A 23780-nucleotide genomic window follows, 5' to 3' on the forward strand; every position below is an offset into this window, starting at 1 on the left:
ATTATCCTGCTCCGTAATTTATGTTCGGCCAAATTGTGCACTCTGTAAAACAAGGGCATTTATTCATAATTTGTCTTGTATATTTAGGCTGTATATCGTCGATAAACCCCAGAGGTTTACTCGCATGAATGCAGGGCACTATTTCTCCTGAGCTTTTTATCGTTGCAAATTTTTCCCCTGCACAACAATTCAATACGCCATCTTTTATCAGAATATTTTCATTATGCTCAAGATAGTTCAGTAATGCATAAAAATAAGCATTTTTATGATTTCCTTTCAGATAATCAATGACTAGTGCTTTTAACTTATCGCTAATTGAAAATGCAAAAGGATCTGTATCACTATTTTTATAGTACACGGAACTTTCAGCAATCCTGAATGTAAAATAGACGTCTTTTTCCGCCACAAGATCTAAAATGAAATTAAAATCTTTAACTTCAGTCTCCGCTGAGAGCGTTGTACTTATGCCAATGCCTGTGAGTGGTGACATTTCATGAACGTAATCCAGTATTTTAATGGCTTTCAGATAAGCACCCTTACCTCGAAGTCTATCGTTTTTTTCAGGTGCACCATCTATTGATACCAAAATATTGAATTTTTTACCCGTGTTGGCAAATGCGTCTATCGCCTGAGAGACTTTTTTTAAGGATGATCCATTAGTCGTCAGATATACAGTCTCAACGGATTGGATATTTATAACTGTTTTAATAATATCAGTAAACTTAGGATGTAGCGTAGGCTCCCCTCCAGTAATTGATATCTCTCTAACATAGCGATTAATATCTTTACTAAGAAACTCAGCTATTTTTGATGGTGAAATAAACTCCAGCTGTTTATTCTTCCATATATTGCAAAAAGTGCACCTTGCATTGCAGTTATTATTCACAATAATATTCAGTGTTTTCATACACACAATAGCTCTCCCAGGAAGATCTGAAATAAATTTTTAGACCGTCTCCAGATAAATAAAACACTTTACTTTCACCAATTCTTCCTATTTGTTACCTAGTTTTTCCTGAAAGCTCAGATCCTACGGTCTTCCTCCAGGAAAATGACTTTTTAGAAAAAAAGCATACTATTAGTGTGGATTTTTTCGGGAGTTTGGCTAGAATCTATGAAAACCAACTTTTATAGGGAACTTTCGGTTTAAAACATAAGCACTAAGATTCTAAAATATCGCTAATACTGAATCTTCATTTCTGGAAGAATTTAACTATATGTGAGGTGTGTTTGTGGATAAAGGTACAGTGCAAAGAGAAAAAAACGTGCAAAAACATGTGGCTTCATACTATACAGAACTCACTGCAAGTCCTTTACCTTCATTATCTACACCACACAACCTTACGATCACGTTAGGCCAGCAGGAAACAAGTAACTACGGTATTTGGCATAGGCATATCGAAGTTAATATACCCTTTGATGCCCCGATTGAATTGCAAATTAATAATAATATTGCCACCATAGCGAAAGGTCAGTTATGTGTATTCTGGGGTAGCCTCCCACACAGGTTAACCCAACCCAATAAAGGTAACAGGATTGCTGTTATATACATACCAATGCATTTATTTCTTTCATGGCCACTCCCTTTTTCAATGGTCAATAATATTACCAATGGAACAATGCTTACCTCTATTTCCACCGACCAATTGAGTATTCAAGAAGCAACCCGTTGGTACCGTGATACGCAAAGCGATTCAGAATGGATTAGACAGCTTGCGGTGGGTGATATTGCAAGAATGATGCAAAGATTTGGTACATTGGGGTGGGAAGCGAAATTCAGCAGAAAAAACACTCCCACATTAAAAAGACAATTATCAAAACACTCTCTTTGTTATGTTAGTCAGATTCTCGAATATATTGCACAAAATTTTGATAACAACCTCAGCATACAGGAAATATCAGATCATGTACGACTTAATCCACATTATGCTATGGATATCTTCCAAAAAATCATGCAAATGACGATTAAAAATCACATCACATATGTAAGACTAAACCACGTTAAAGTCCTGCTAAGTGAAACCGACCTGCCTATTTTAGATGTTGCCCTGCATGCCGGTTTTCAATCAACCAGTCGGTTTTACAGTGTTTTTAATAAACATGTTGGTATCCCACCGGGGAAATACAGAACGCTCAGTAAAAGCAGAACCTATAATCCTATACGCACAGGCATTAGCTAATTAGCTTGATTTACGCCACCAAGTACGGCGATGCCATCGCCCGCTCTACTACAAAAAGATAAGCTGATTGTGCTCAGAGTCTGACAACATGCAGTTTCACATCGTGCTGACGATGGAAAACTAGCCACCAGTTTTTAATTTAAAAATTTTCTGCCTGATTTTCAGTCTCGCGTGACCTCTCTGAAGCAGTACTTCTTGTGACTCACCTTCAGGGATACATCATGACGATAAAAAATAACGGAAAGGCTACGGCCATTTCCGACGCGAGCCAACCTGCACAGCTCCCTCGCGCCCCACTAGCGTCTGGCATCGCCTTATCCGGCCTGCTGGCGCTGGCCGCCGGTTTACCCACGTTTTCCTGGGCGGCAGAAGCCACCTCAGCGGCCAGCCAGGCATTTTCCGTGCCTGCCGGGCCCTTGAGCAGCGCTCTGCAAACGCTGGCGAATGATGCCAACGTAATGCTGGTCTTCACCCCGGATCAAACGTCAAATAAAACGACCTCAGGTCTCAAAGGGACTTATTCCGTACAAAGCGCGTTTGATCATCTGCTGGCGGGCAGCGGCCTGAAAGCCGTGCGCGACGGCAATAGCTATCGGCTTGTTTCCCTGCCGACAGCCTCCGGCGAGACCGCGCCGATTCTTGTGCCTGAGCTTTCCGTGCTCAGCGGCCTGGATGACAGCGTCGTAGCCGGGCGCTCAACGCTGAAAAAAGAGAATATCGAGCGCATTCAGGCCGATAACGTCGCCGCCCTGCTGGATAAACTGCCGGGTGTCTCTTCCGCGGGTTCACCGCGCCCCGGCGGGCAAAGCCTGAATATCTGGGGCATGGGCGGCATGGAAGACATCAAAGTGACGCTGGACGGCGCGCCCAAAGGGTTTGAGAAGTACCGCCAGGGCTCGGTATTTATCGAGCCAGAGCTCATCAAACAGATCGACGTCGATAAGGGTCCGTTTAACCTCGCCAACGGCAACGGTGGCTTCGGCGGCAGCATTAAAATCGTCACCAAAGACGCGGCCGACCTCTTGCAGCCCGGTGAAAACTTTGGCGGCATGCTGAAGTACGGTTTCCACACCAACGACAACCAGAATATCTACAGCGGCGCGCTGTACGGCAGAACGCCGGAAGGCTTTGCCGACGGCATGCTCTACGCCAGCAAACGAGACGGCGGCAATATTACCCGCCCGGACGGCACGCACTTTGATTATTCCGCTAACCGGCAGGGGACCTGGCTTGCCAAAACCAATCTCTACCTGACCGACGCGCAGACGCTGACGCTTTCGGCCATGCATTCGGAATCCACCGGCTGGCAGCCCTTCGCCGCCAAGCGGGACGAAATTGCCGCCCCGAGCCAGGCGGATGTCGACAAATACGGGTTAGACGAGGCCTGGCGCAGAAAGCTGGTGTACCGCAACCAGACCGACGAAAACTATTCCGTGAAGTGGAACCTGGCCCCGGCAGACAAGCCCTGGCTGGATCTGACGCTGAACTACGCTTATTCCAAAACCAAACAGCATGATACCCGCCCTGACTCCGCCGGAGCCTCCAGCTATTTGGGCTCGCTCGGCAATGAGAGCTGGGTGGATTACAAAGACAACCTGGTGGAAGTCAGCAACAAGAGCCGCTTCAGCACCGGGCCGGTGGATCACCTGCTGGAAATCGGCGCAAGCTGGCATAAAAACCAACGCGATGCGCTGATGTACTATCCGGGCTACAAGAAGAATGCCGCATACAACTACGGCTACTTCCAGCCGTATTACATGCCCGCCGGGGAGCAGCAAACGCGCGGCCTGTATCTGCAGGACAGCATGACGCTCGGCAGCGTCACCGTGACGCCGGGCGTGCGCTACGACAGCGTCACCAACACCGGCGAGCCAAACATCGCCCGGATGTACAACAGCAGCGATCCTAAAGTCGGCCACGACTACAGCAGCAAAAACTACCACGGCTTTACGCCTGCGCTGGGGCTGGTCTGGAAGGCCACGCCGAATGTGTCGCTGTTTGCCGATGTCACCCGCACATGGCGAGCGCCGACTATTGATGAGCAGTACACCGTGCAGTACGCGCTGTCTAACGTGTCCGGCTCCAGCCGCGACCTGAAAGTGGAAACCATCAACAGCGTTCGCGGCGGGATGATCCTGAACTTCAATAATCTGCTGGCGGACGACGACAGCGTCCAGATTCGCACCACGCTATTCCGCAACCGTGGCAAAGACGAAATCTTCTACCGCCGCGGCGTGCTGTGCGAGGCGCAGTCGGTGAAAAGTGGTGCTAACTGCGGTTCTCCGCTGTCGAACTACCGTAACCTTCCGGGCTACACCATCCAGGGGCTGGAGATCGAGTCGTTTTACGACAGCCGCCGTATTTTCGGCAGTTTCTCTTTCTCTACCATTCGTGGGCAGCGTGACGCTTCCCCGCGCGACCCGTGGGGCAACCAAACCTGGATCGCAGAAATTCCACCGGTCACCGCCCACACCACGCTGGGCGTAAAAGCCCCGGAGTGGAACATGACGTTCGGCTGGACCATGGATATGGTGCGTAAACAGGATCGCTCCCCGCAGGATGGCGACCCGTTAGCGGGCATCTGGGCGTTGCCAAAAACCAGCGGCTACGCGCTGCAGGGCCTGTTTGCTTCCTGGCAGCCGGAGCAGGTGAAAGGCATGGAAGCCCGCATTGCCGTCGACAACCTGTTTAACACCGACTACTACCCGTACCTGGGTGAATCCGTGTCCGGTATCGGCCGCAACGTTAAGTTGAGTATTTCTCAGAAATTCTAATGTGTTACCCGCAGCGCCAGCTCTGGCGCTGCGTTCTCGTTGCCCGCAAAAATACATTAATACTTCGCAATCTCTTGACATAAAAATATTGAAATGAAAATAATAATGATTATCATTTCAATGTTTATCACGCCCTGATACCGATCAATGGTGAGTCACATCATGTCCCGTTCCCAACAGGTTGCGCAGCAGCTTTACTGCGATCATCAGCGCTGGCTTTACCACTGGCTTCGCAATAAAGTCGGCTGCCCGGAACAGGCGCAGGATCTGACTCAGGACACCTTTATTAATATTCTGGTCAGCCCCGATCTGGCCTCCATTCGCCAGCCACGTCCTTTTCTTGCCACGGTCGCCAGACGGCTGATTGCCAACCATTACCGCCGCAAGAAAATCGAAGAGGCCTGGCTGGAGGCGCTGGCGACTCAGCCGGAAATGGAACACCCTTCCCCTGAAACCCGGCTGTTGATTCTGGAAGTGCTGGAACAGATTGATGCGGCGCTGGACGGCCTGCCGCCGCAGGTGCGGGAAGCCTTTTTGCTGGCCCACCTGCAGGGGATGCGCTATAGCGATATCGCCGAGCGCCTGCGCGTTTCCAGCAGCTCCGTGAAGCAGTATCTTCAGCGCGCCAATCTGCACTGCTTCTTCGCGCTCAGCTCATGACCTCCCATCCTTTTATTGACCAAAACGGGCAAGCAATCGACCGGGACAGCGCCTACGCCGCGGCTTCATGGCTGACGCTGATGATGTCGGACGACGTTAGCGAGCAGGATAAAGCCGACTGGCAAAAATGGCTGGCGGCCAGCAGTGAAAACCAGCGTGCCTGGCAGCATGTCGAGGCGGTTTGCGCCAGCTTCCGGCAGGTTGACGGCAAACTGGCGCGGCAGAGCCTGTCTTCATTAAAAAACAGCAGCAGGCGTCGGGCGCTAAAAGGATTAGGCGCTCTGCTGCTGGTCGGGGGTTCGCTGGAATGGGGACGACAGCAGCACGGCTGGGAAGCGTTCATCGCCGATTACCGCACCGGGACGGGCGAGCAGCGGCAGGTTGAGCTCAGCGAAGGCAGCCGCCTGCTGCTGGACACTCAAACCGCGCTGAACGTGCATTTTACCGGGCAACAGCGCCAGATTGAGCTGCTCGGCGGCGACCTGCTGATTACGACCGGGCAGAAGGAAAAGCTGGCGGCATGGCCCCGGCCTTTTAGCGTGACGACGCCACAGGGCAAAGTGCTCGCGCTGGGCACCCAATTCCGGGTGAAGCTGGAGCCGGGGCTTACCCGCGTGGCGGTTTACCACGGCGCAGTCCGGCTTTATCCGCGCAGCTCAGGCCTTGCCGGGCTACAGCTCGCGGCGGGCCAGGGCGCGTGGCTAAGCGGGGCGGGATCCGGGGGCCTGCACGGCGGTGAAAAAGAGCCTGGCTGGGTGCACGGCAAACTGCTGGCCGACAATATGCCGCTGGGCGATTTCCTGCGGGAAGTTAATCGCTACCGCCCCGGCGTCCTGCGCTGCGACGAAGATATTGCGGCCCTGCGGCTGTCCGGCGTTTTCCCGCTGGCGGATACTGACCAGATTCTGGCTGCGTTACCCCGCGTCCTGCCTGTCAGAATAAATACGTTATCTCGTTACTGGGTCAGCCTTTCACGCAGTGAATAATGCTTCGTAACAGGGTAATCCATGTCAGTTGTCTCGTTATTCATGTCAGCCTGCCCCTTTGGGCGTTTCGCGTGTCCTCTCTCTTATCCCCACTGAAACAACAGCCCTTAGCCCGGCTGCGGAGTATTTTGTCATGCCTTCTACCCTGCCGATAAGACAGCCTTTTCCTGCCTGGTCCGACGGCCTGCCTCCCTCACGCCGCAGCATCGGGCTGGTGCTGGCGCTCTTGCTGCACGCGGGCATTTTTCTCTGGCTGACCAACCGGCCCACGCAGGAGCAGCCGGCCACCGCGCCACCGCCGATTGCGCTGATGATCCTCCCGACAGACGATCCGGCCTCTGTCGCCACGCCAGCAAAGCAACCCGATAAGATCAAGCAGACCCAGTCGGCGGCACCTCAGGAAAAGGCCGAGTCGAAGGAGGAGGTGAAGAGCGTGGAGGCCCCGAACCCGGAGATCGTTGTGGCCAAAAAAGTGCGCCATAAAGTCATCACCAAACCTCAGCCGGTTAAGCCGCACGATGCGGAAGTGCCGCCAGCCCCTGCGCCACCTGCACCTGAAACCCATGCCCCAGCCAGCCACCCGCAGCAAAGCGCCGGCAGAGCAGGAAGCAGCGCGGTGAGTGCCCCCAGCCCAGGCGAAGTGAACTGGGTCGGGCTGCTGCGCCAGCGGCTCGACCGCTTCAAACGCTACCCGGCTCAGGCTTTACGCCAGCAGGCGCAGGGCGTGGTTTACCTGAGCCTGACGCTGAACCGGGAGGGCCAGGTCCTTAGCGTGGCGCTGGAAAAAAGCAGCGGCACACCAACGCTGGATCGGGAAGCCCTTGCCCTGCCGACTCGTGCGGTTCCGCTGCCCGCCCCCACGGACGATATCGCCCCAGGCCAGGCGCAAATAACCCTCACGCTGCCGATCCGGTTCGATCTCCGCCAGTAAATTCCTTTGCTCAATGCTCGATAATGCAGCATTGAGCATCACCTTCCTGTGCGATCGTTTTTGATCACAAAAAATACGCTAATATCACGCTAACATTGCACAATCGAGCATTCGATCTTATTTTAATCGAGCAACAACGAGCAATGACATTTTAGCGAGGATGCAGCAGTGAGAAACAATCATGTAGGACACATAGTGATGAATGAGTCGACGATTGCCGATGGCGTCACCAAAGTCGCCCGGCAGTTGAACAGTCGCTATCACGAAGCGGTAGTGATCACGGTCGTGCCCGGTGGGATCCTGTTTACCGCCGATCTGGTCAGACAGTTAACTTTCGATATTTCAATGGACTATATTTCCTGCCCGCACACGCCCGGCGACAGAAATAACAGCTCTACCATCGTTTACCACGACAACATTGGCATCAGGGGGAAAGACGTAATCCTGGTGGATGACGCCATTGAGTCCGGCGGCACCATGAAGCGGCTGGTCGAGCATTTAATCGATCATTACGCCCCGAAATCACTCTCCATTGCCACCTTATTTGTGAAGCCTGGTCGCGTAGAGATCCCCGTGGAGCAATGTTATGCCTACATCATGGACAACGACGATCTGCTCATTGGCTACGGCATGCCGTGGCAAAACAAGTACCGCAACCTGCCGTTCGTTTCAAAACTAAAAATATAAACGCCTACAGAACACTTACCGATGGGATAACAACATGATAAAGCTAATTATTACCGACCTGGACGGCACTTTTCTCAATAGCCACGGCGACTATGACCGTGAATTATTTGCCCAAACCCACCGCTTAATGGCCGAGCAAGGCGTCCATTTTGCCGCCTGTACCGGCAAGCAGTGCCAGCGGGTAGAAGAGCTGTTCACCGATTACCGCGAGGATTTATGGATCATCGGCGACAGCGCCACACGCATCAAAAGAAACGGCGAATATGTCTACGAGTCGCTGATCAATAATGCGCTGGGATTACGCATTATCGACACGCTGGAGGCCGCCAGCGACAGCCACGTGATTGTTGCCTGCGGCAGCGAAAGCGCGTTTGTTCGTAAAGACGTGCCGCAGCGGCTGCAGGACAAAATGCGCCAGTCCTACGCCAGCCTGGCGCTGGTGGACTCTTTGGCCGAACTCGAGTGTGATTTCGTGAAGATCAGCGTCTATGACGAAGTCGGAAACTGCCCGCAGACTCGCCCGGTTCTCAGGCCGTTTGAGCAGGATGTCTACATCGTGGTGTCCGAAGCAGCGTGGATAGATATTGCCGATTACGGCGTTCATAAAGGAACAACGGTGCAAAGGCTCCAGCAGTTACTGAACGTCAGCCCGGCGGAAACTCTCGCCTTTGGCGACGGGTACAACGACCTGGAGCTGCTGGCCCAGGCGGAATACAGCTTCGCGATGCGTAATGCGTTTGAAGAGACCAAAGCCGCGGCCCGATTTATTACCGGCAGCAATGATGAAAGCGCGGTCCAGAACACGATAAAAAGTCTGCTGGCGCTGCAAAGCAAAGTCTGAAGAAAGGCGGCATACATGCCGCCTGTTTCTCTAGCCCGCGATTTCAATCCGCAAATTAACGCCGCCGAAATCGGCAATTTTGGTTTCGGCGCTGACCACCGCAATATCAATGTCTTCGCAGGGCGCCACTTTGTAGCGAGCCACCTGGGACATTTTATTGGCCGTCACGGCGGCGATCACCTCGTTGCTCTGGCTCAGCACTTCCCGTTTAAAACAGGCATCTTCGTAATAAACCGCGCTCAGACCAGCCTGCGGGTCCAGCCCGCACACGCCGATAAAGGTCTGATCGAAAACCATACCACGCAGCTGATTGACCGTGTCGGAACCCAGCGTGCTGCCAGTCAGCGGGTTAACTTTGCCACCCAACAGAATCAGCTCACCGCGCGTGCGCCCGCTCAGTGCCGCAGCAATCTGCGGGGAATTGGTGACAATGGTGAGATCCAGCTCTTCGGGGATAAATTCCACCATCGCCAGATAGGTTGAACCGGCGTCGAGAAACACACAGGTATTGGCTTTGATCATCCCGGCGCACTTCCGCGCCACCTGGGTTTTCTCACCCACATCCTGGGACACGCGCGTTTCGAAGCTGGCAGACTGCTGGAACTGGCTGATGGCGCCGCCGTAGACCTTTTTGCACAGGCCACGACGCGCCAACTCCTGCAGATCCCGGCGGATGGTGTGCTCGGACACACCCAGCTTCCGCGCCACATCGGCCCCGATCACCCTGCCCGTTTCGGTCAGGATCTGGTGGATCATCGCCTGGCGCTGTTCAGGCAATGCGTCATAATCAGTCACGTTTAGCCCTTAAATAGCTGCAATTGTGCATAACATATCACAATCTATCATCGGCACTCGAAAAGCGGTGCGTTAGCCTTCAACCAGCGCCTGCGCGCACGCCCAGGCGGAGCTCCAGGCCCACTGGAAGTTATAGCCGCCCAGCCAGCCGCTGACGTCCATCACTTCGCCGATAAAATAAAGGCCTGGGGCTTTTTTGGCTTCCATGGTGCGGGAAGAGAGTTCATTGGTGTCCACGCCGCCGAGGGTCACTTCCGCCGTGCGGTAGCCTTCGGTGCCGTTCGGCTGCACGCGCCAGGCTTGCAGGGTGTCAACCAGCTCGCTTTGCTGGCGGCTGTTAAGCTGCTTCAGCGTCACGTCCGGGATTTGTCCCAGCTGTTGCAAACACTCGACCAGACGTTTAGGCAGCACCATCGCCAGCGTGTTTTTCAGGCTCTGATTTGGGTGCGCTTTACGCTGCTCATTGATAAAAACGTCCAGGTCTGTGTCGGGCAGCAAGTTGACGCTGACGAACTCACCCGGCTGCCAGTAGCTGGAAAGCTGCAGCACCGCAGGGCCAGAAAGGCCGCGATGGGTAAACAACAGGCTTTCGCGGAAGCTGACGCCGTTTTCTGCGGTGATGACGGACGGCACAGAGACGCCGGACAGCACCTGCAGCTGTTCGAGCAAAGGTTTATGCAGCGTGAACGGCACCAGGCCCGCACGGGTCGGCAGTACCTTCAGGCCAAACTGCTCGGCGACTTTATAGCCGAACGGCGTCGCACCCAGCCCCGGCATCGACAGACCGCCGCTGGCGATAACCAGTTTCGCGCCCTGTACGCTGCAGCCGTTGAGCTGCAGGGTGTAACCCTGCTCGTCGCGTTCAATATTCAGCACTTCGCTGCGCAAGCGCATCGTCACTTTGCCTTTCTCGCATTCGGCCACCAGCATATCGACCACCTGCTGGGCAGAATCGTCGCAGAACAGCTGCCCAAGGGTTTTCTCATGCCAGGCGATGCCGTGCTTGCCTACCATGTCGATAAAGTCCCACTGGGTGTAACGCGCCAGCGCAGATTTACAAAAATGCGGGTTCTGGCTCAGATACGCCGCAGGCTCGACATAAAGATTGGTAAAGTTGCATCGCCCGCCGCCGGACATCAGGATTTTCCGGCCCGGTTTTTTACCATTATCAATCAGCAATACGCGGCTGCCCGCCTGCCCGGCAACCGCCGCACAAAACATTCCCGCTGCACCCGCACCTATAATAATGGCATCAAACTTTTCCACGACCGACTCCCGACTATGCTTAAGGCAACGGATTGTAAAGACCTGAGGCTGGTCGCACCAGCTTTAAGGTGAATAACAAATGCAGGTGATTGATAAACAAAATGTAAATCATTCCACCTGTGCGCCAGATGGCGACTAAAATCAAAAAAAGTCCAGATTTCACTTTGCCGCGGTGGAGGTTGTCTTACATAATGCGCCGCGTTCATGTCCTCAAAATGGCGTAACGTCTATGCTACATTTGTTTGCCGGCCTGGATCTTCATACCGGGCTTTTACTTTTGCTTGCTCTGGCATTTGTGCTGTTCTACGAAGCCATTAATGGTTTCCACGATACGGCCAACGCAGTAGCAACGGTAATTTATACCCGCGCTATGCGATCGCAACTTGCGGTGGCAATGGCTGCGTTGTTTAACTTCTTCGGCGTTCTGCTCGGTGGGCTGAGCGTGGCCTATGCCATTGTGCATATGCTGCCTACAGATCTGCTGTTAAACGTAGGGTCTTCTCATGGTCTCGCCATGGTGTTCTCTATGTTACTGGCCGCTATTATCTGGAACCTCGGCACCTGGTATTTTGGTCTGCCGGCCTCCAGCTCCCATACGCTTATCGGTGCCATCATCGGTATCGGTTTGACCAACGCGCTGCTGACCGGCACCTCGGTTGTCGACGCGCTGAATATCCCAAAAGTCATTGGGATCTTCGCTTCCTTAATTCTGTCCCCGATTGTCGGGCTGGTGATAGCCGGTGGGTTGATTTTCCTGCTGCGTCGTTACTGGAGCAACACCAAGAAAAAGCAGCGTATTCACCTGACGCCTGCGGAACGTGAAAAGCAAGACGGCAAGAAAAAGCCGCCTTTCTGGACGCGTATCGCGCTGATCCTGTCCGCTATCGGCGTGAGCTTCTCTCACGGCGCTAACGACGGCCAGAAAGGCATCGGTCTGATTATGCTGGTGCTGATTGGCGTCGCACCGGCGGGCTTCGTGGTTAACATGAATGCTTCCGGCTACGAAATCACCCGTACTCGCGATGCGGTGAACAACGTCGAAACTTTCTTCCAGCAACGTCCTGACCTGCTGAAGAAAGCCACCGGCACGGAACAGCTGATCCCTTCTCCGGAAGCGGGCGCGACTGAACCGGCTCAGTTCCACTGCCACCCGGCCAACGCGATTAACGCGCTGGACCGCGCGAAGCTAATGCTGACCGACATCGAAAGCTACGACAAGCTCACCATTGAGCAACGTAGCCAGCTGCGTCGCATCATGCTGTGCATCTCCGATACCACCGATAAAGTGGTGAAGCTGCCTGAAGTCAGCGCCGACGACCAGCGCCTGCTGAAGAAACTGAAAGGCGACATGCTTAGCACCATCGAGTACGCGCCGGTCTGGATTATTCTGGCGGTGGCTCTGGCTCTTGGTCTGGGTACGATGATCGGCTGGCGTCGCGTGGCGACCACCATCGGTGAGAAGATCGGTAAGAAAGGCATGACCTATGCGCAAGGGATGTCCGCGCAGATGACTGCCGCTGTTTCTATCGGTCTGGCAAGCTACACCGGGATGCCGGTTTCCACCACCCACGTGCTCTCTTCCTCCGTGGCGGGGACAATGATCGTGGACGGCGGCGGCCTGCAGCGTAAGACGGTAACCAATATCCTGATGGCATGGATATTCACCTTACCGGCTTCGATTCTGCTTTCCGGCGGGCTGTACTGGATTGCGCTGCGCTTCGTGTAAGCCGTAGCCAAAGAAAAAGCGGGTCAGGAAACTGGCCCGCTTTTTTTATGCTTGTCCATAACGCTGCCCTACAAACTAGTGCCAGATAATTAATCCAACCAGGCTAATCACCACCAGACCACACAGCGAACTCGTCAGAATAAACTGGCGGCGCAGGCGCTCACAGCGGCGAATAAACTCCTCATCATGATGATCGACATAGCGCTGGCCGTAAATGTAACGCACCAGCCTGACCTGCTTGCTGGGTTGACCATGTGAGGTGAAAAAACCGCCGCCATCAACGTACTGATACAGCAGTGGATCGCACCCACGCAGCACCACCAGTAACGCGCGCAGTGAAGAGTAATAGCGCGCCATATTCACGACACAAACTACACAAAGCGCCCAGAACAGCGCGACGGTGCTGATCATGTACCCCTCCCGGCGAAGCCCTCGAAGCCATTGCTTCGGGACAACCGCTCTCCCCGAAAACCTTGTCAGACAATCCTGCAACGAATAACCGATACAGGTCACAGATCTCTTCCCGCCCGGCTCATTTAATAGTGTAGGAGATCCCTTAATTTTTTTACCACCGCGTTAATCTTTATCAAAGTGGCCGCATTCATTTTTCGCTTGAATGTGATTAAGGGATGGCGCATTGTCGGGCTGAAGAAGGTTCGATAAAAGCGAAATACCATCTACAATTGAAGTCTTTAGATCGGGTGACCGTAGCTCATGCCGCTACGGTTTAAAAGATGACGGCGAGAGTCATCGATAACTTATGGAAGGAGTAACATTATGGCTTACAAACACATTCTGATCGCGGTTGACCTCTCCCCTGAGAGTAAAGTCCTGGTAGAAAAAGCCGTCTCAATGGCTCGGCCTTACAACGCGAAAGTTTCCCTGATTCATGTCGATGTGAATTACTCCGATCTGTATACCGGGCTGATTGATGTCAATCTGGGCGATATGCAGAAACGCATTTCCGAAGAGACTCACCACGCGCTCACCGAGCTGTCTACCGGGGCAGGTTACCCGATTACCGAAACCCTGAGCGGCAGCGGCGATCTGGGCCAGGTGCTGGTCGATGCCATTAAAAAATACGATATGGATCTAGTGGTTTGTGGTCACCACCAGGATTTCTGGAGCAAGCTGATGTCCTCTGCGCGCCAGCTGATCAATACCGTGCATGTGGATATGCTGATTGTTCCGCTGCGTGATGACGAAGACGAGTAACATTTTCCCCTCACCCTAACCCTCTCCCCAAAGGGGAGAGGGGACTGAATTGCGGTAAGCATTAACCCCTCACCCTAACCCTATCCCCAAAGGGGAAAGGGGATTGAATTGCGGTAAGCATTAACCCCTCACTCTAGCCCTTCTCCCCAAAGGGGAAAGGGGATTGAATTGCGGTAAGCATTAACCCCTCACTCTAGCCCTCTCCCCAAAGGGGAAAGGGGATTGAATTGCGGTAAGCATTACCCCTCACTCTAGCCCTCTCCCCAAAGGGGAAAGGGGATTGAATTGCGGTAAGCATTACCCCTCACTCTAGCCCTCTCCCCAAAGGGGAGAGGGGACTTGAATTGCGGTAAGCATTACCCCTCACTCTAGCCCTCTCCCCAAAGGGGAAAGGGGATTGAATTGCGGTAAGCATTAACCCCTCACCCTAACCCTCTCCCCAAAGGGGAAAGGGGATTGAATTGCGGTAAGCATTAACCCCTCACTCTAGCCCTCTCCCCAAAGGGGAGAGGGGACTTGATAGAGCACAAGCCTTTGATTTTCCCCCTCTCCCTTCCAGGGAGAGGGTCGGGGTGAGGGTCACAGCTCACTCAGATCCTGCAAAATCACCGTCAACACCCCCTCCAGATTCTCCCGCAGCTCGTTATTCCAGAATCGCCTCACCCGCCACCCTTGCTCATTCAGATACTTCGTTCTTCGTTCATCATAGCCCCTTTGCATCTCATGCTGCCCGCCGTCCAGTTCGATCACCAGGCGAGCAGCGCAGCAGGCAAAGTCCACGATATAAAGCCCAATCGGATGCTGCCGCCGAAACTTATACGTGGCAAAACGCCTGCTGCGGAGTTGATACCACAGCAAGTTCTCTTCGGGAGTCATCTGCCGCCTGAGCTGGCGGGCATAACGTCGGATCGGCTGCATGGCCTACAACATGCCAATGCAGCCGTAAAGTGGCGAGGGGAAGCAATCTCTTCTGCGAGGTACTTTCCAGCGTTTTAGTAATTACTCCGGCGTCCCGGCGTAAATATCAAACCGATGCCCTTTGGTCACCACCGCATTCTGCGTGGCAACGTCGGCAAGCGGCGGTGCGTAGTCCGGGCGCTTCACAACGACCCTTTTCTTCGCCAGCGCTCTGGCCGGGGCCAGCAGCCCGTCCGCGTCCTCATCCGGCCCCACCAAAGACTGGAAAACACGCATCTCTTTCTTCACCAGCGCGCTTTTCTGCTTGTGGGGGAACATCGGGTCGAGATAAACCACGTCCGGTCTCGGCGTAATATCGCTGAGCGCCGTCAGGCTTGAGGCATGAATGAGCTGCAATCGCTCCTGCAGCCAGCCGCCGATTTCCGGATCTTCGTAGCCACGGCGCAGGCCGTCATCGAGCAGCGCGGCCACGACAGGATTACGCTCCAGCATCCGCACGCGGCAGCCGACGGACGCCAACACAAACGCATCGCGCCCCAGCCCTGCAGTTGCGTCTACAACATCCGGCAGATAGCTGCCTTTAACGCCCACGGCTTTTGCTACCGCTTCGCCACGTCCGCCGCCAAACTTACGGCGGTGCGCCATCGCCCCAGAGACAAAATCAACGAAGATGCCGCCGAGCTTTGGCTCGTCGCGTTTGCGCAGCTCCAGCCTTTCAGGCGTCAGCACCAGCGCCATCAGCGCCTCTTCATCATGCTCGAGCTGCCAGCGCTCGCTCAAAACAGATAAGGCGCCGGAGTCGGCGCCTGCTTCAGTCAGTAAACAGATTTTCACGTGGTGGCTTAACCCTGAATACCGTAGTGATCCAGCATCGCGTCCAGCTGCGGCTCACGCCCGCGGAAGCGTTTGAACAGTTCCATCGGCTCTTCCGAACCGCCACGGGTCAGGATGTTGTCGAGGAACGACTGGCCAGTTTCACGGTTGAAAATGCCCTCTTCTTCGAAGCGAGAGAAGGCATCCGCCGCCAGCACGTCGGCCCACAGATAGCTGTAGTAGCCCGCCGCGTAGCCGCCGGCAAAGATGTGGCTGAAGGCGTGCGGGAAGCGGCCCCAGCTCGGCCCCGGCACCACGGCAACCTGTTTCTTAATTTCGGCCAGCGTCTGCAGCACTTTCGCGCCCTGCTCCGGGTTGAATTCCGCATGCAGGAGGAAGTCGAACAGGCCGAACTCCAGCTGGCGCAGGATAAACAGCGCTGCCTGGTAGTTCTTCGCCGCCAGCATTTTTTCCAGCAGCTCGACAGGCAGAGATTCGCCGGTTTCATAGTGGCCGGAGATAAACGCCAGCGCTTCCGGCTCCCAGCACCAGTTTTCCATAAACTGGCTCGGCAGCTCGACCGCATCCCACGGCACGCCGTTAATGCCGGACACGCCTGCGGTTTCGATTTTGGTCAGCATGTGATGCAGGCCGTGGCCAAACTCATGGAACAGGGTGATCACTTCATCGTGGGTAAACAGCGCAGGTTTGCCGTTCACCGGGCGGTTGAAGTTACAGGTCAGGTAGGCCACCGGTTTTTGCAGCGAGCCATCGGCGCGGCGCATTTTGCCCACGCAGTCATCCATCCACGCCCCGCCGCGTTTGTGCTCACGGGCGTAAAGGTCGAGATAGAAGCTGCCGCGCAGCTCGCCCTGGTCGTCATACAGCTCGAAGAAGCGTACATCCGGGTGCCAGACGTCGATATCTTTCCGCTCTTTAGCGGTGATGCCATAAATGCGCTTCACGACTTCGAACAGGCCATTTACCGCGCGCTCTTCAGGGAAGTACGGGCGCAGCTGTTCGTCGCTGATGCTGTAGAGATGCTGTTTCTGTTTTTCGCTGTACCAGGTAATGTCCCACGGCTCCAGCTCTTCCACACCGTAATGCTCTTTCGCATAGGCGCGCAGCTGAGCCAGCTCGGCTTCGCCCTGCGGACGGGCGCGTTTGGCCAGGTCAGACAAGAACTCCAGCACCTGCTGCGGATTTTCTGCCATTTTGGTGGCGAGGGATTTTTCCGCGTAGTTGCCAAAGCCCAACAGCTGTGCCAGCTCGTGGCGCAGCGCCAGAATTTCTTCCATCACCGGGGTGTTATCCCACTTCCCGGCATTTGGCCCCTGGTCAGAAGCACGCGTGGAATAGGCGCGGTACATTTCTTCGCGCAATTCGCGGTTGTCGCAGTAGGTCAGCACCGGCAGGTAGCTTGGGATATCCAGCGTCAGCAGCCAGCCATCCTGCTCTTTGGCTTCCGCCTGAGCGCGCGCTGCGGCTAAGGCGCTTTCCGGCATGCCGGCAAGCTCGGCTTCGTCGGTAATCAGTTTGCTCCAGCCCATGGTGGCATCAAGCACGTTGTTGCTGTAGGTAGACCCCAGCTCGGACAGGCGAGCGGAGATCTCCCCATAGCGCTGCTGTTTGTCTTTTGGCAGACCAATCCCGGACAGTTCGAAGTCGCGCAGGGCGTTATCCACCGCTTTCTTCTCGGCGACGCTCAGGCTGGCGTAATTCGCCCCGTCGCGCAGGTCGCGATAGGCGTTATACAGGCCTTCGTGCTGGCCAACCCAGGTGCTGTATTCGGACAGCAGCGGCAGCGTTTGCTCATAGGCTTCGCGCAGCTCCGGGCTGTTCTGTACCGAGTTCAAATGGCTGACCGGGGAGAACAGGCGGCCCAGGCGATCGTCCACTTCTGCCAGCGGCTGAACCATGTTCTGCCAGCTATAAGGCGCGCCCTGCGCAACCACGCTTTCCACCGCCGCACGGCAGTCGTCCAGCGCTTTCGTCACAGCCGGAACAACATGCTCTGGTTTGATGGCGGAAAACGGCGGCAGCTCAAAAGAGGTCAGTAAAGGATTGGTCATAAGCGCGTTCCTGATTAAAAGGGAGAGAGAAGCGCTCAAGCGGCGCTTTGTGCATGGAGTCTAGCATGGGGTTAAGTGTAGCGAATTTCAATCCCGGGCGTTGCGCTGAGCTAGCCGGGAAATGGGGCAGCAGGCGCTGCCCCGGGCGGTCAATCAGTGGGATTTAGTGGCCATTGCGTAGGCCGCTGGCAGGTTCAGGCGCTGCCAGAACTGCTGGTCTGCCGTCGTGCCGGAAAGCGGGTAGCCCGCTGGCAGCGCGGTTTTCACCATCAGGTCGCGGCGCTGGGCAGCGGAAAGCTTAGGCAGCGCGGCTTCCAGCAGGACTTCTGCCCCTTGCGGCACTTGCAGGGCTTGCTTCTCGCCCTTCTGCTGCGGCAGGTCGTAAGTCATGGTGAAGCGGTAAAGTTCTTTCATCGCCGGGGCGCGGTAAGGATCGTCTTTCGCGGAAGATTTCGCACATTCAGCCAAAGAGGTGCCGCACTCTTTTTCCAGCGCGGCACGCAGCTGATCGCGGGCTTCGTTAAACAACGCGCGGTATTTCGGGTCGTTCAGGTAGTTGGCGACGTTGCGCTGCGCCACCATGCGGGAGCCCATCACGTCCAGCGGGTAATGCACGCCCAGCACAATGCGCGAGTAACCATAGCGCGCGCCGCGCTCAACCAGGGGTTCAAAGCGCTCCGGCACCATTTCGGCCATCAGCAGCGCGTCGGTGTAGCCGGTGTTGGTGTGGCCACTTGGGAAGGAGCCGCCGTCTGCGGTGTACAGTTTGTTGTCTTTAATCACCACATCGTCCGGCACGAGGTGAATGGTGTTGCCCTGGATCAGGAACGGACGCGGGTTATTGAAGTGCTTCTTCGCCGCGCTGGTGCTGACTTCGGAGGCTTTAATCAGCGCCGCGGCTTTGCTCAGCTCGCCTTTATCGTAGGCGGCGAGGAAGGCTTTCCCCAGGCGCGGCCCCATGGCGTCGCTCAGGAAGTAAAGGTGGTTGATGCCCTCGGCATCCGCCAGCGCCTGATGACGCGAAGTCTGCACGGCGTTCAGGTTGATGTTGGTGACGGTTTCAAGGTTCTGCTTAATCACCGAGTCCGGCAGCTTGCTGAAGGCAGACAGCAGCTCAATACCCGCCTTCTGGTTAGTTTTGGTCTGGAAGTCATAGCCGCTCGCCTTCAGCCAGGCGGTATCCGCCAGCTTTTTGCTTTGCTTCGCTTTATCCAGCTGGTCGCGGGTCAGTTTATCCGCATCGCCTTTCAGGGCAGCGCGCAGCGCCGCCAGGGACTGCGTTTCAAGCTCATCAAACGCCTGGCTGCTGTTGGCCGGGGTCACGCTATTGGCTATCGCCGCGGCCTGAGGAAGAGACACATCCTTCGCCAACGCGGGCAGAGAGACGGCTAACGCGGCGGCCAGCATAGAAATACGAAGTTTCATTATTTTTCCTTTTATTCAAACGATTACCTTGCCTGGCAGCGACGCTAACCTGGTAATTTGACGTTTTTATGACACCGTTATGTTTTGAAACGCTTTCTCCCCGACTGAAACAGCCCCGCGCCCGGGCGGTAATCCGCCGCAATCTGCGGTAAACTGTGGGAAATTTGTTTTCTTATTCGTGGAACACCATCCCTCATGCTCAGCTATCGCCACAGCTTTCACGCCGGTAACCATGCCGACGTACTAAAACACACCGTTCAAAGCCTGATTATTGAATCGCTTAAAGAGAAGGAGAAACCGTTTCTCTATCTCGACACTCACGCAGGCGCCGGTCGTTACCAGCTGAGCAGCGAGCATGCGGAGCGCACCGGCGAGTATCTGGAAGGTATCGCGCGCATCTGGCAGCAGGACGATTTGCCTGCCGAGCTGGAAGCCTACATTGGCGCGGTGCAGCATCTGAACCGCAGCGGCAACCTGCGTTATTACCCGGGATCCCCGCTGATCGCCCGCCACCTGCTGCGCGAGCAGGACAGCCTGCAGCTGACCGAGCTGCACCCGTCCGACTTCCCGCTGCTGCGCTCGGAGTTCCAGAAAGACAACCGCGCCCGCGTGGAGCGCGCCGACGGCTACCAGCAGCTGAAAGCGAAGCTCCCGCCGGTTTCCCGCCGCGGGCTGATCCTCATCGACCCACCGTATGAGATCAAAACCGACTACCAGCACGTGGTGAAAGGGATTGCCGAAGGCTATAAGCGTTTTGCGACAGGCACCTACGCGCTGTGGTACCCAGTGGTGCTGCGTCAGCAAATCAAACGCATGATCCGCGACCTGGAAGAGACCGGCATCCGCCGCATCCTGCAGATCGAGCTGGCGGTTCGCCCGGACAGCGATCAGCGCGGCATGACGGCTTCCGGCATGATTGTGATTAACCCGCCGTGGAAGCTGGAACAGCAGATGGCGAACGTCCTGCCGTGGCTGCACAAAAAGCTGGTGCCAACGGGGACCGGCTCCACCACGCTGAGCTGGGTTGTGCCTGAATAACGGCCATCCCTTTTACAACAATCGGTAGAACCTTTATCCCGGCGCGCTACAATCGCGCCTAATTTTCGACTCAAAAGGGAAACATCATGACCAAACATTATGACTACCTCGCCATTGGCGGCGGCAGCGGCGGTATCGCCTCGATTAACCGTGCGGCAATGTATGGGCAGAAATGCGCACTGATTGAGGCGAAGGATCTGGGCGGCACCTGCGTGAACGTCGGCTGTGTACCTAAAAAAGTGATGTGGCACGCGGCGCAGATCGCCGAGGCGATCCACAACTACGGCCCGGACTACGGCTTTGACACCACGCTGAATCACTTCGACTGGGACAAGCTGATCGCCAGCCGCACCGCCTATATCGACCGCATTCATACCTCTTACGACAACGTATTAGGCAAGAATAACGTGGACGTGATTCGCGGCTTCGCGAAGTTTGTAGATGCCCACACCGTGGAAGTGAACGGCGAAACCATCACCGCAGACCATATTCTGATCGCCACCGGCGGCCGTCCAAGCCACCCGAACATCCCTGGCGCTGAATACGGCATTGACTCCGACGGCTTCTTCGAGCTGCCGGGCCTGCCAAAACGCGTGGCTGTGGTTGGCGCAGGCTACATTGCGGTGGAAATCGCGGGCGTGATTAACGCGCTGGGTTCAGAAACGCACCTGTTCGTGCGCAAACATGCGCCGCTGCGCACCTTCGACCCGCTGATCGTTGAAACGCTGCTGGAAGTCATCGAAGCAGAAGGCCCAACCCTGCACACCAACGCGATTCCGAAAGCGGTAGTGAAAAATGCAGACGGCAGCCTGACGCTGGAGCTGGAAGATGGCCGCGCGGAAACCGTCGACACCCTGATTTGGGCGATTGGCCGCGAACCGGCTAACGACAACTTCAACCTGCAGGTGACCGGCGTTGAGCTGGACGCCAAAGGCTACATCAAGGTTGATAAGTTCCAGAACACTAGCGTGCCGGGGATTTATGCGGTGGGCGATAACACCGGTGCAGTTGAGCTGACCCCTGTGGCAGTTGCCGCCGGTCGTCGCCTGTCCGAGCGTCTGTTTAACAACAAGCCGGACGAGCATCTGGACTACAGCAACGTGCCGACCGTGGTGTTCAGCCACCCGCCAATCGGTACAGTTGGCCTGACCGAGCCGCAGGCGCGCGAGCAGTACGGCGACGATAACGTGAAGGTCTACAAATCCTCCTTCACCGCCATGTACACCGCCGTGACCTCTCACCGCCAGCCGTGCCGCATGAAGCTGGTCTGCGCGGGCCCGGACGAGAAAATCGTCGGGATCCACGGCATCGGCTTCGGCATGGATGAAATCCTGCAGGGCTTCGCCGTGGCGCTGAAAATGGGCGCAACCAAAAAAGACTTCGACAACACCGTGGCGATCCACCCGACCGCAGCGGAAGAGTTTGTTACTATGCGTTAATCCCTCTCGGGATAGACCAAAAAGGCCAGGGTAACTCTGGCCTTTTTTATTGGTTGCTCAGCGTTTTATATCAGCGGCTTACGCAACAACCTTTCCAGCACCTTCAGCGGGGAATGCTGCGGGTTTTGCATGGCTGCCACCGGCAACAGGAACGTCTGCTCCAGCATAAACTGCCCGCCCATCGCGGCATGCGGCGTCTGGTCAGAGAAACAAATCCAGCTGCTGCCCGGTGGGAAGTCGATAGCCACCTGCGGCCCCTGCTCCTGATAATACGCATCGGCTTTCATGGCGTCGTGCATCTGCAGCATCAGGTGGTCGTAGTGGCTGCGGCGGCTTTTGGTAATGCCGACAGCGTTCTGTAGCCAGCTGCTTACCGGGGAATAGTTTTTCAGTCGCGGGAGGAAACGCTCGGCCAGCGTCGGGAAGGCTTCGCCCACGCGCCAGCTACGGCTTTCACCGGTCGGATTAATGTTGGTGAAAATACGCAAAATACGCTCGCCGTAGTTAGGCCGGGACGGGAACGCGTCCACGTGCAGGCGGCTGTCGTCCTTACGCCACGAGGTGTTCTGCGTCCACTGCTTAACGGGGTGCAGGCGCAGGCTGTTGGTCGGCGAATGCAGCACCTGCTGGTATTCAGGCAGAAGAATAGCAATCAGCTGCAGGCAGGATTCGTAATGGCGTTTTAGCAGGGCGCGAACTTCTGGCTCCTGCTCAGCTACGGCCACGCCGGTCAGCTTATCCTTCAGAGGCTGGTAGCTGATGTTTTTACGTTTTGGATCCACAACTGCCGGGTTAAGCAGCTCGGTTTCCTGTTCAGTCAGCGCAAAGGCCAGCTGCGGCAGAAAGACAACTTTGCCCTGTTCCAGCTCGCTCACAACGGATTCAGCCGCCGTATTGCCCCATTGAGAAAGCGGATGCGTCAGGGCCGCGGTATCAAGAGTGATGTTTAAATCTGACATATTGATGTCCTTGCCACTGCTCCGGACAATGTCTTTAACAGATGAATTTCCGGAACATTTTATTTTTTGAAAGACGAATTGAAGCATGCCGCCGGAAGACAGCGAATGCATACTTGAAAGGGGTTGAAGCGAGTATAGTAAGAATGTGAATTAAAAGTTAAACAAAAGATAAACATCACCTTAGGCACTAAATTAAAACGCACAAAATCATAAAATAACGTTCAGTGAATATTGCATTGGCTCACTGCTATTATCGGCTATTAGACTTTGCTAAATAAAATGGCCCGCTAAGCAGGCCATTGTTTATTTCCATTCGCTGCGCAATAGCGCATAGGCATATTCATCCCCCCACTCACCTTTAAAGAAAATATTCTTGTGAAAGTGTGCTTCGCGACGAAAACCCAGTTTTTCCAGCAGGCCAGCAGCGGCTTCATTCCTGGCATCAACCGTCGCCACCAGGCGATGCTTGTTGAAGGTGGTGAACAACAGCTCAATCGCCCCGCGAAGAGCTTCAAAAGCAAAGCCCTGGCGCTGATGGCGCTCGTCAAAGGTCATGCCCAGCTCTGCCTGCTGGCCTTCATCGAAGAAGTGAACGGCAACGTCGCCCAATAAACGCTGGTCTTCGCTGCGCACCACCGCAATCTGAAACCAGCTTTCATCGGTATTAAAGTCCAGCGGTGCCTGCTGGGTATAAAACGCCTCCGCATCGGCTTCGCTATAGCCGTCCCAGCTCTGGTAGCGTGCAACTTCCGGCTGGTTGCGGTATTCAATAAAAACGGGTAAATCGGCACGAGTAAACTTGCGCAGCGTCAGGCGCGGGGTGGTCAGTAACGGCTCCATAATGGTTCCTGGTCAAAGTGTCTGGGTGTAGTGTCGGCATGCAGAGTAGCAGCTTTACATTTTTTCGATATTACGCCGAGTGCTCAGCTACTCGATGGCACGCATCATGTAAAAAAAAGAATGAAATGAATATGCTACGGGCAGCAGAGCTTCAGTCGCCAAATAATTATTAGTTCGCTTACATATTTAAATTATCGAAATACGACTTAAGCTAA

At 55.0% G+C, this 23780-nt stretch carries 21 protein-coding genes; 11 read left to right on the plus strand and 10 right to left on the minus strand.

Annotated elements, in window-relative coordinates; genetic code table 11:
* Position 1 precedes the first annotated feature (1 nt).
* On the minus strand, positions 2 to 907 hold the full coding sequence (locus LH86_RS04115; protein WP_039298581.1) for a radical SAM protein: 906 nt from the start codon (positions 905 to 907) through the stop codon (positions 2 to 4).
* Between the two features lie 325 nt (positions 908 to 1232).
* Here LH86_RS04115 and melR point away from each other — a divergent pair, with 325 nt between their 5' ends.
* The 7 genes from melR to LH86_RS04150 all read left to right on the plus strand — a co-directional run bounded on the left by melR (position 1233) and on the right by LH86_RS04150 (position 9059).
* Entirely contained in the window at positions 1233 to 2180 is a 948-nt protein-coding gene (melR, locus tag LH86_RS21870; RefSeq protein ID WP_197061700.1) for a transcriptional regulator MelR, read from the plus strand.
* Positions 2181 to 2401: 221 nt separating this feature from the next.
* Positions 2402 to 4954 (plus strand): TonB-dependent receptor, encoded by a 2553-nt coding sequence (locus LH86_RS04125; protein WP_039298584.1) that lies wholly within the window; start codon positions 2402 to 2404, stop codon positions 4952 to 4954.
* A gap of 162 nt (positions 4955 to 5116) precedes the next feature.
* Complete coding sequence (locus LH86_RS04130) at positions 5117 to 5614, plus strand: sigma-70 family RNA polymerase sigma factor (protein ID WP_039288684.1); 498 nt, start codon at positions 5117 to 5119, stop codon at positions 5612 to 5614.
* Positions 5611 to 6600: a FecR domain-containing protein gene (locus LH86_RS04135; protein ID WP_039298587.1), complete on the plus strand. Its 990-nt coding sequence runs from the start codon at positions 5611 to 5613 to the stop codon at positions 6598 to 6600. The genes LH86_RS04130 and LH86_RS04135 overlap by 4 nt, the downstream gene beginning before the upstream one ends.
* Before the next feature lie 133 nt (positions 6601 to 6733).
* Positions 6734 to 7531, plus strand: a complete 798-nt coding sequence (locus LH86_RS04140; RefSeq protein WP_039298589.1) for an energy transducer TonB — start codon at positions 6734 to 6736, stop codon at positions 7529 to 7531.
* 198 nt (positions 7532 to 7729) lie between these two features.
* Complete coding sequence (locus tag LH86_RS04145; protein WP_039298592.1) at positions 7730 to 8218, plus strand: phosphoribosyltransferase; 489 nt, start codon at positions 7730 to 7732, stop codon at positions 8216 to 8218.
* 34 nt (positions 8219 to 8252) lie between these two features.
* Complete coding sequence (locus LH86_RS04150; protein WP_039298595.1) at positions 8253 to 9059, plus strand: HAD-IIB family hydrolase; 807 nt, start codon at positions 8253 to 8255, stop codon at positions 9057 to 9059.
* 30 nt (positions 9060 to 9089) lie between these two features.
* Here LH86_RS04150 and LH86_RS04155 read toward each other — a convergent pair whose 3' ends face one another.
* Together LH86_RS04155 and LH86_RS04160 are read right to left on the minus strand one after the other, a co-directional pair.
* Positions 9090 to 9854 carry a DeoR/GlpR family DNA-binding transcription regulator gene (locus tag LH86_RS04155; protein WP_039298597.1) on the minus strand — a complete coding sequence of 255 codons (765 nt, stop codon included), beginning with the start codon at positions 9852 to 9854 and terminating at the stop codon, positions 9090 to 9092.
* A 72-nt stretch (positions 9855 to 9926) separates the two neighbouring features.
* Positions 9927 to 11120 carry an NAD(P)/FAD-dependent oxidoreductase gene (locus tag LH86_RS04160; RefSeq protein WP_039298601.1) on the minus strand — a complete coding sequence of 398 codons (1194 nt, stop codon included), beginning with the start codon at positions 11118 to 11120 and terminating at the stop codon, positions 9927 to 9929.
* A 229-nt stretch (positions 11121 to 11349) separates the two neighbouring features.
* Between LH86_RS04160 and pitA the strand changes: the two genes are divergently transcribed.
* Positions 11350 to 12846, plus strand: coding sequence for an inorganic phosphate transporter PitA (gene pitA, locus LH86_RS04165; RefSeq protein ID WP_039298603.1), 1497 nt, complete (start codon positions 11350 to 11352; stop codon positions 12844 to 12846).
* A gap of 75 nt (positions 12847 to 12921) precedes the next feature.
* Here pitA and uspB read toward each other — a convergent pair whose 3' ends face one another.
* Entirely contained in the window at positions 12922 to 13257 is a 336-nt protein-coding gene (gene uspB, locus LH86_RS04170; RefSeq protein ID WP_039298606.1) for a universal stress protein UspB, read from the minus strand.
* A gap of 366 nt (positions 13258 to 13623) precedes the next feature.
* On the opposite strand from uspB, the gene uspA reads away from it, so the two are divergent.
* A complete protein-coding gene (gene uspA, locus LH86_RS04175; protein ID WP_039298608.1) occupies positions 13624 to 14061 on the plus strand; it encodes a universal stress protein UspA in 438 nt (145 codons plus the stop codon).
* A 579-nt stretch (positions 14062 to 14640) separates the two neighbouring features.
* On the opposite strand, the gene LH86_RS04180 is transcribed toward uspA, so the two are convergent.
* The 4 genes from LH86_RS04180 to LH86_RS04195 all read right to left on the minus strand — a co-directional run bounded on the left by LH86_RS04180 (position 14641) and on the right by LH86_RS04195 (position 19289).
* Positions 14641 to 14979 carry an endonuclease domain-containing protein gene (locus LH86_RS04180; RefSeq protein ID WP_039298611.1) on the minus strand — a complete coding sequence of 113 codons (339 nt, stop codon included), beginning with the start codon at positions 14977 to 14979 and terminating at the stop codon, positions 14641 to 14643.
* An 81-nt stretch (positions 14980 to 15060) separates the two neighbouring features.
* Complete coding sequence (rsmJ, locus tag LH86_RS04185) at positions 15061 to 15813, minus strand: 16S rRNA (guanine(1516)-N(2))-methyltransferase RsmJ (RefSeq protein ID WP_039298614.1); 753 nt, start codon at positions 15811 to 15813, stop codon at positions 15061 to 15063.
* 8 nt (positions 15814 to 15821) lie between these two features.
* On the minus strand, positions 15822 to 17864 hold the full coding sequence (gene prlC, locus LH86_RS04190) for an oligopeptidase A (protein ID WP_039298617.1): 2043 nt from the start codon (positions 17862 to 17864) through the stop codon (positions 15822 to 15824).
* A gap of 153 nt (positions 17865 to 18017) precedes the next feature.
* Positions 18018 to 19289 carry an acid phosphatase gene (locus LH86_RS04195; RefSeq protein WP_039298620.1) on the minus strand — a complete coding sequence of 424 codons (1272 nt, stop codon included), beginning with the start codon at positions 19287 to 19289 and terminating at the stop codon, positions 18018 to 18020.
* 195 nt (positions 19290 to 19484) lie between these two features.
* Between LH86_RS04195 and LH86_RS04200 the strand changes: the two genes are divergently transcribed.
* Positions 19485 to 20327: a 23S rRNA (adenine(2030)-N(6))-methyltransferase RlmJ gene (locus LH86_RS04200; RefSeq protein WP_039298622.1), complete on the plus strand. Its 843-nt coding sequence runs from the start codon at positions 19485 to 19487 to the stop codon at positions 20325 to 20327.
* Positions 20328 to 20413: 86 nt separating this feature from the next.
* Positions 20414 to 21766 carry a glutathione-disulfide reductase gene (gorA, locus tag LH86_RS04205; protein WP_039288737.1) on the plus strand — a complete coding sequence of 451 codons (1353 nt, stop codon included), beginning with the start codon at positions 20414 to 20416 and terminating at the stop codon, positions 21764 to 21766.
* Between the two features lie 65 nt (positions 21767 to 21831).
* On the opposite strand, the gene LH86_RS04210 is transcribed toward gorA, so the two are convergent.
* Positions 21832 to 22725, minus strand: a complete 894-nt coding sequence (locus LH86_RS04210; RefSeq protein ID WP_039298624.1) for a Kdo hydroxylase family protein — start codon at positions 22723 to 22725, stop codon at positions 21832 to 21834.
* A gap of 303 nt (positions 22726 to 23028) precedes the next feature.
* Entirely contained in the window at positions 23029 to 23565 is a 537-nt protein-coding gene (locus LH86_RS04215; RefSeq protein WP_039298627.1) for a GNAT family N-acetyltransferase, read from the minus strand.
* Positions 23566 to 23780: the final 215 nt, after the last annotated feature.

Origin of the sequence: Cedecea neteri, assembly GCF_000758325.1 — a bacterium.
Classification (GTDB): domain Bacteria; phylum Pseudomonadota; class Gammaproteobacteria; order Enterobacterales; family Enterobacteriaceae; genus Cedecea; species Cedecea neteri_B.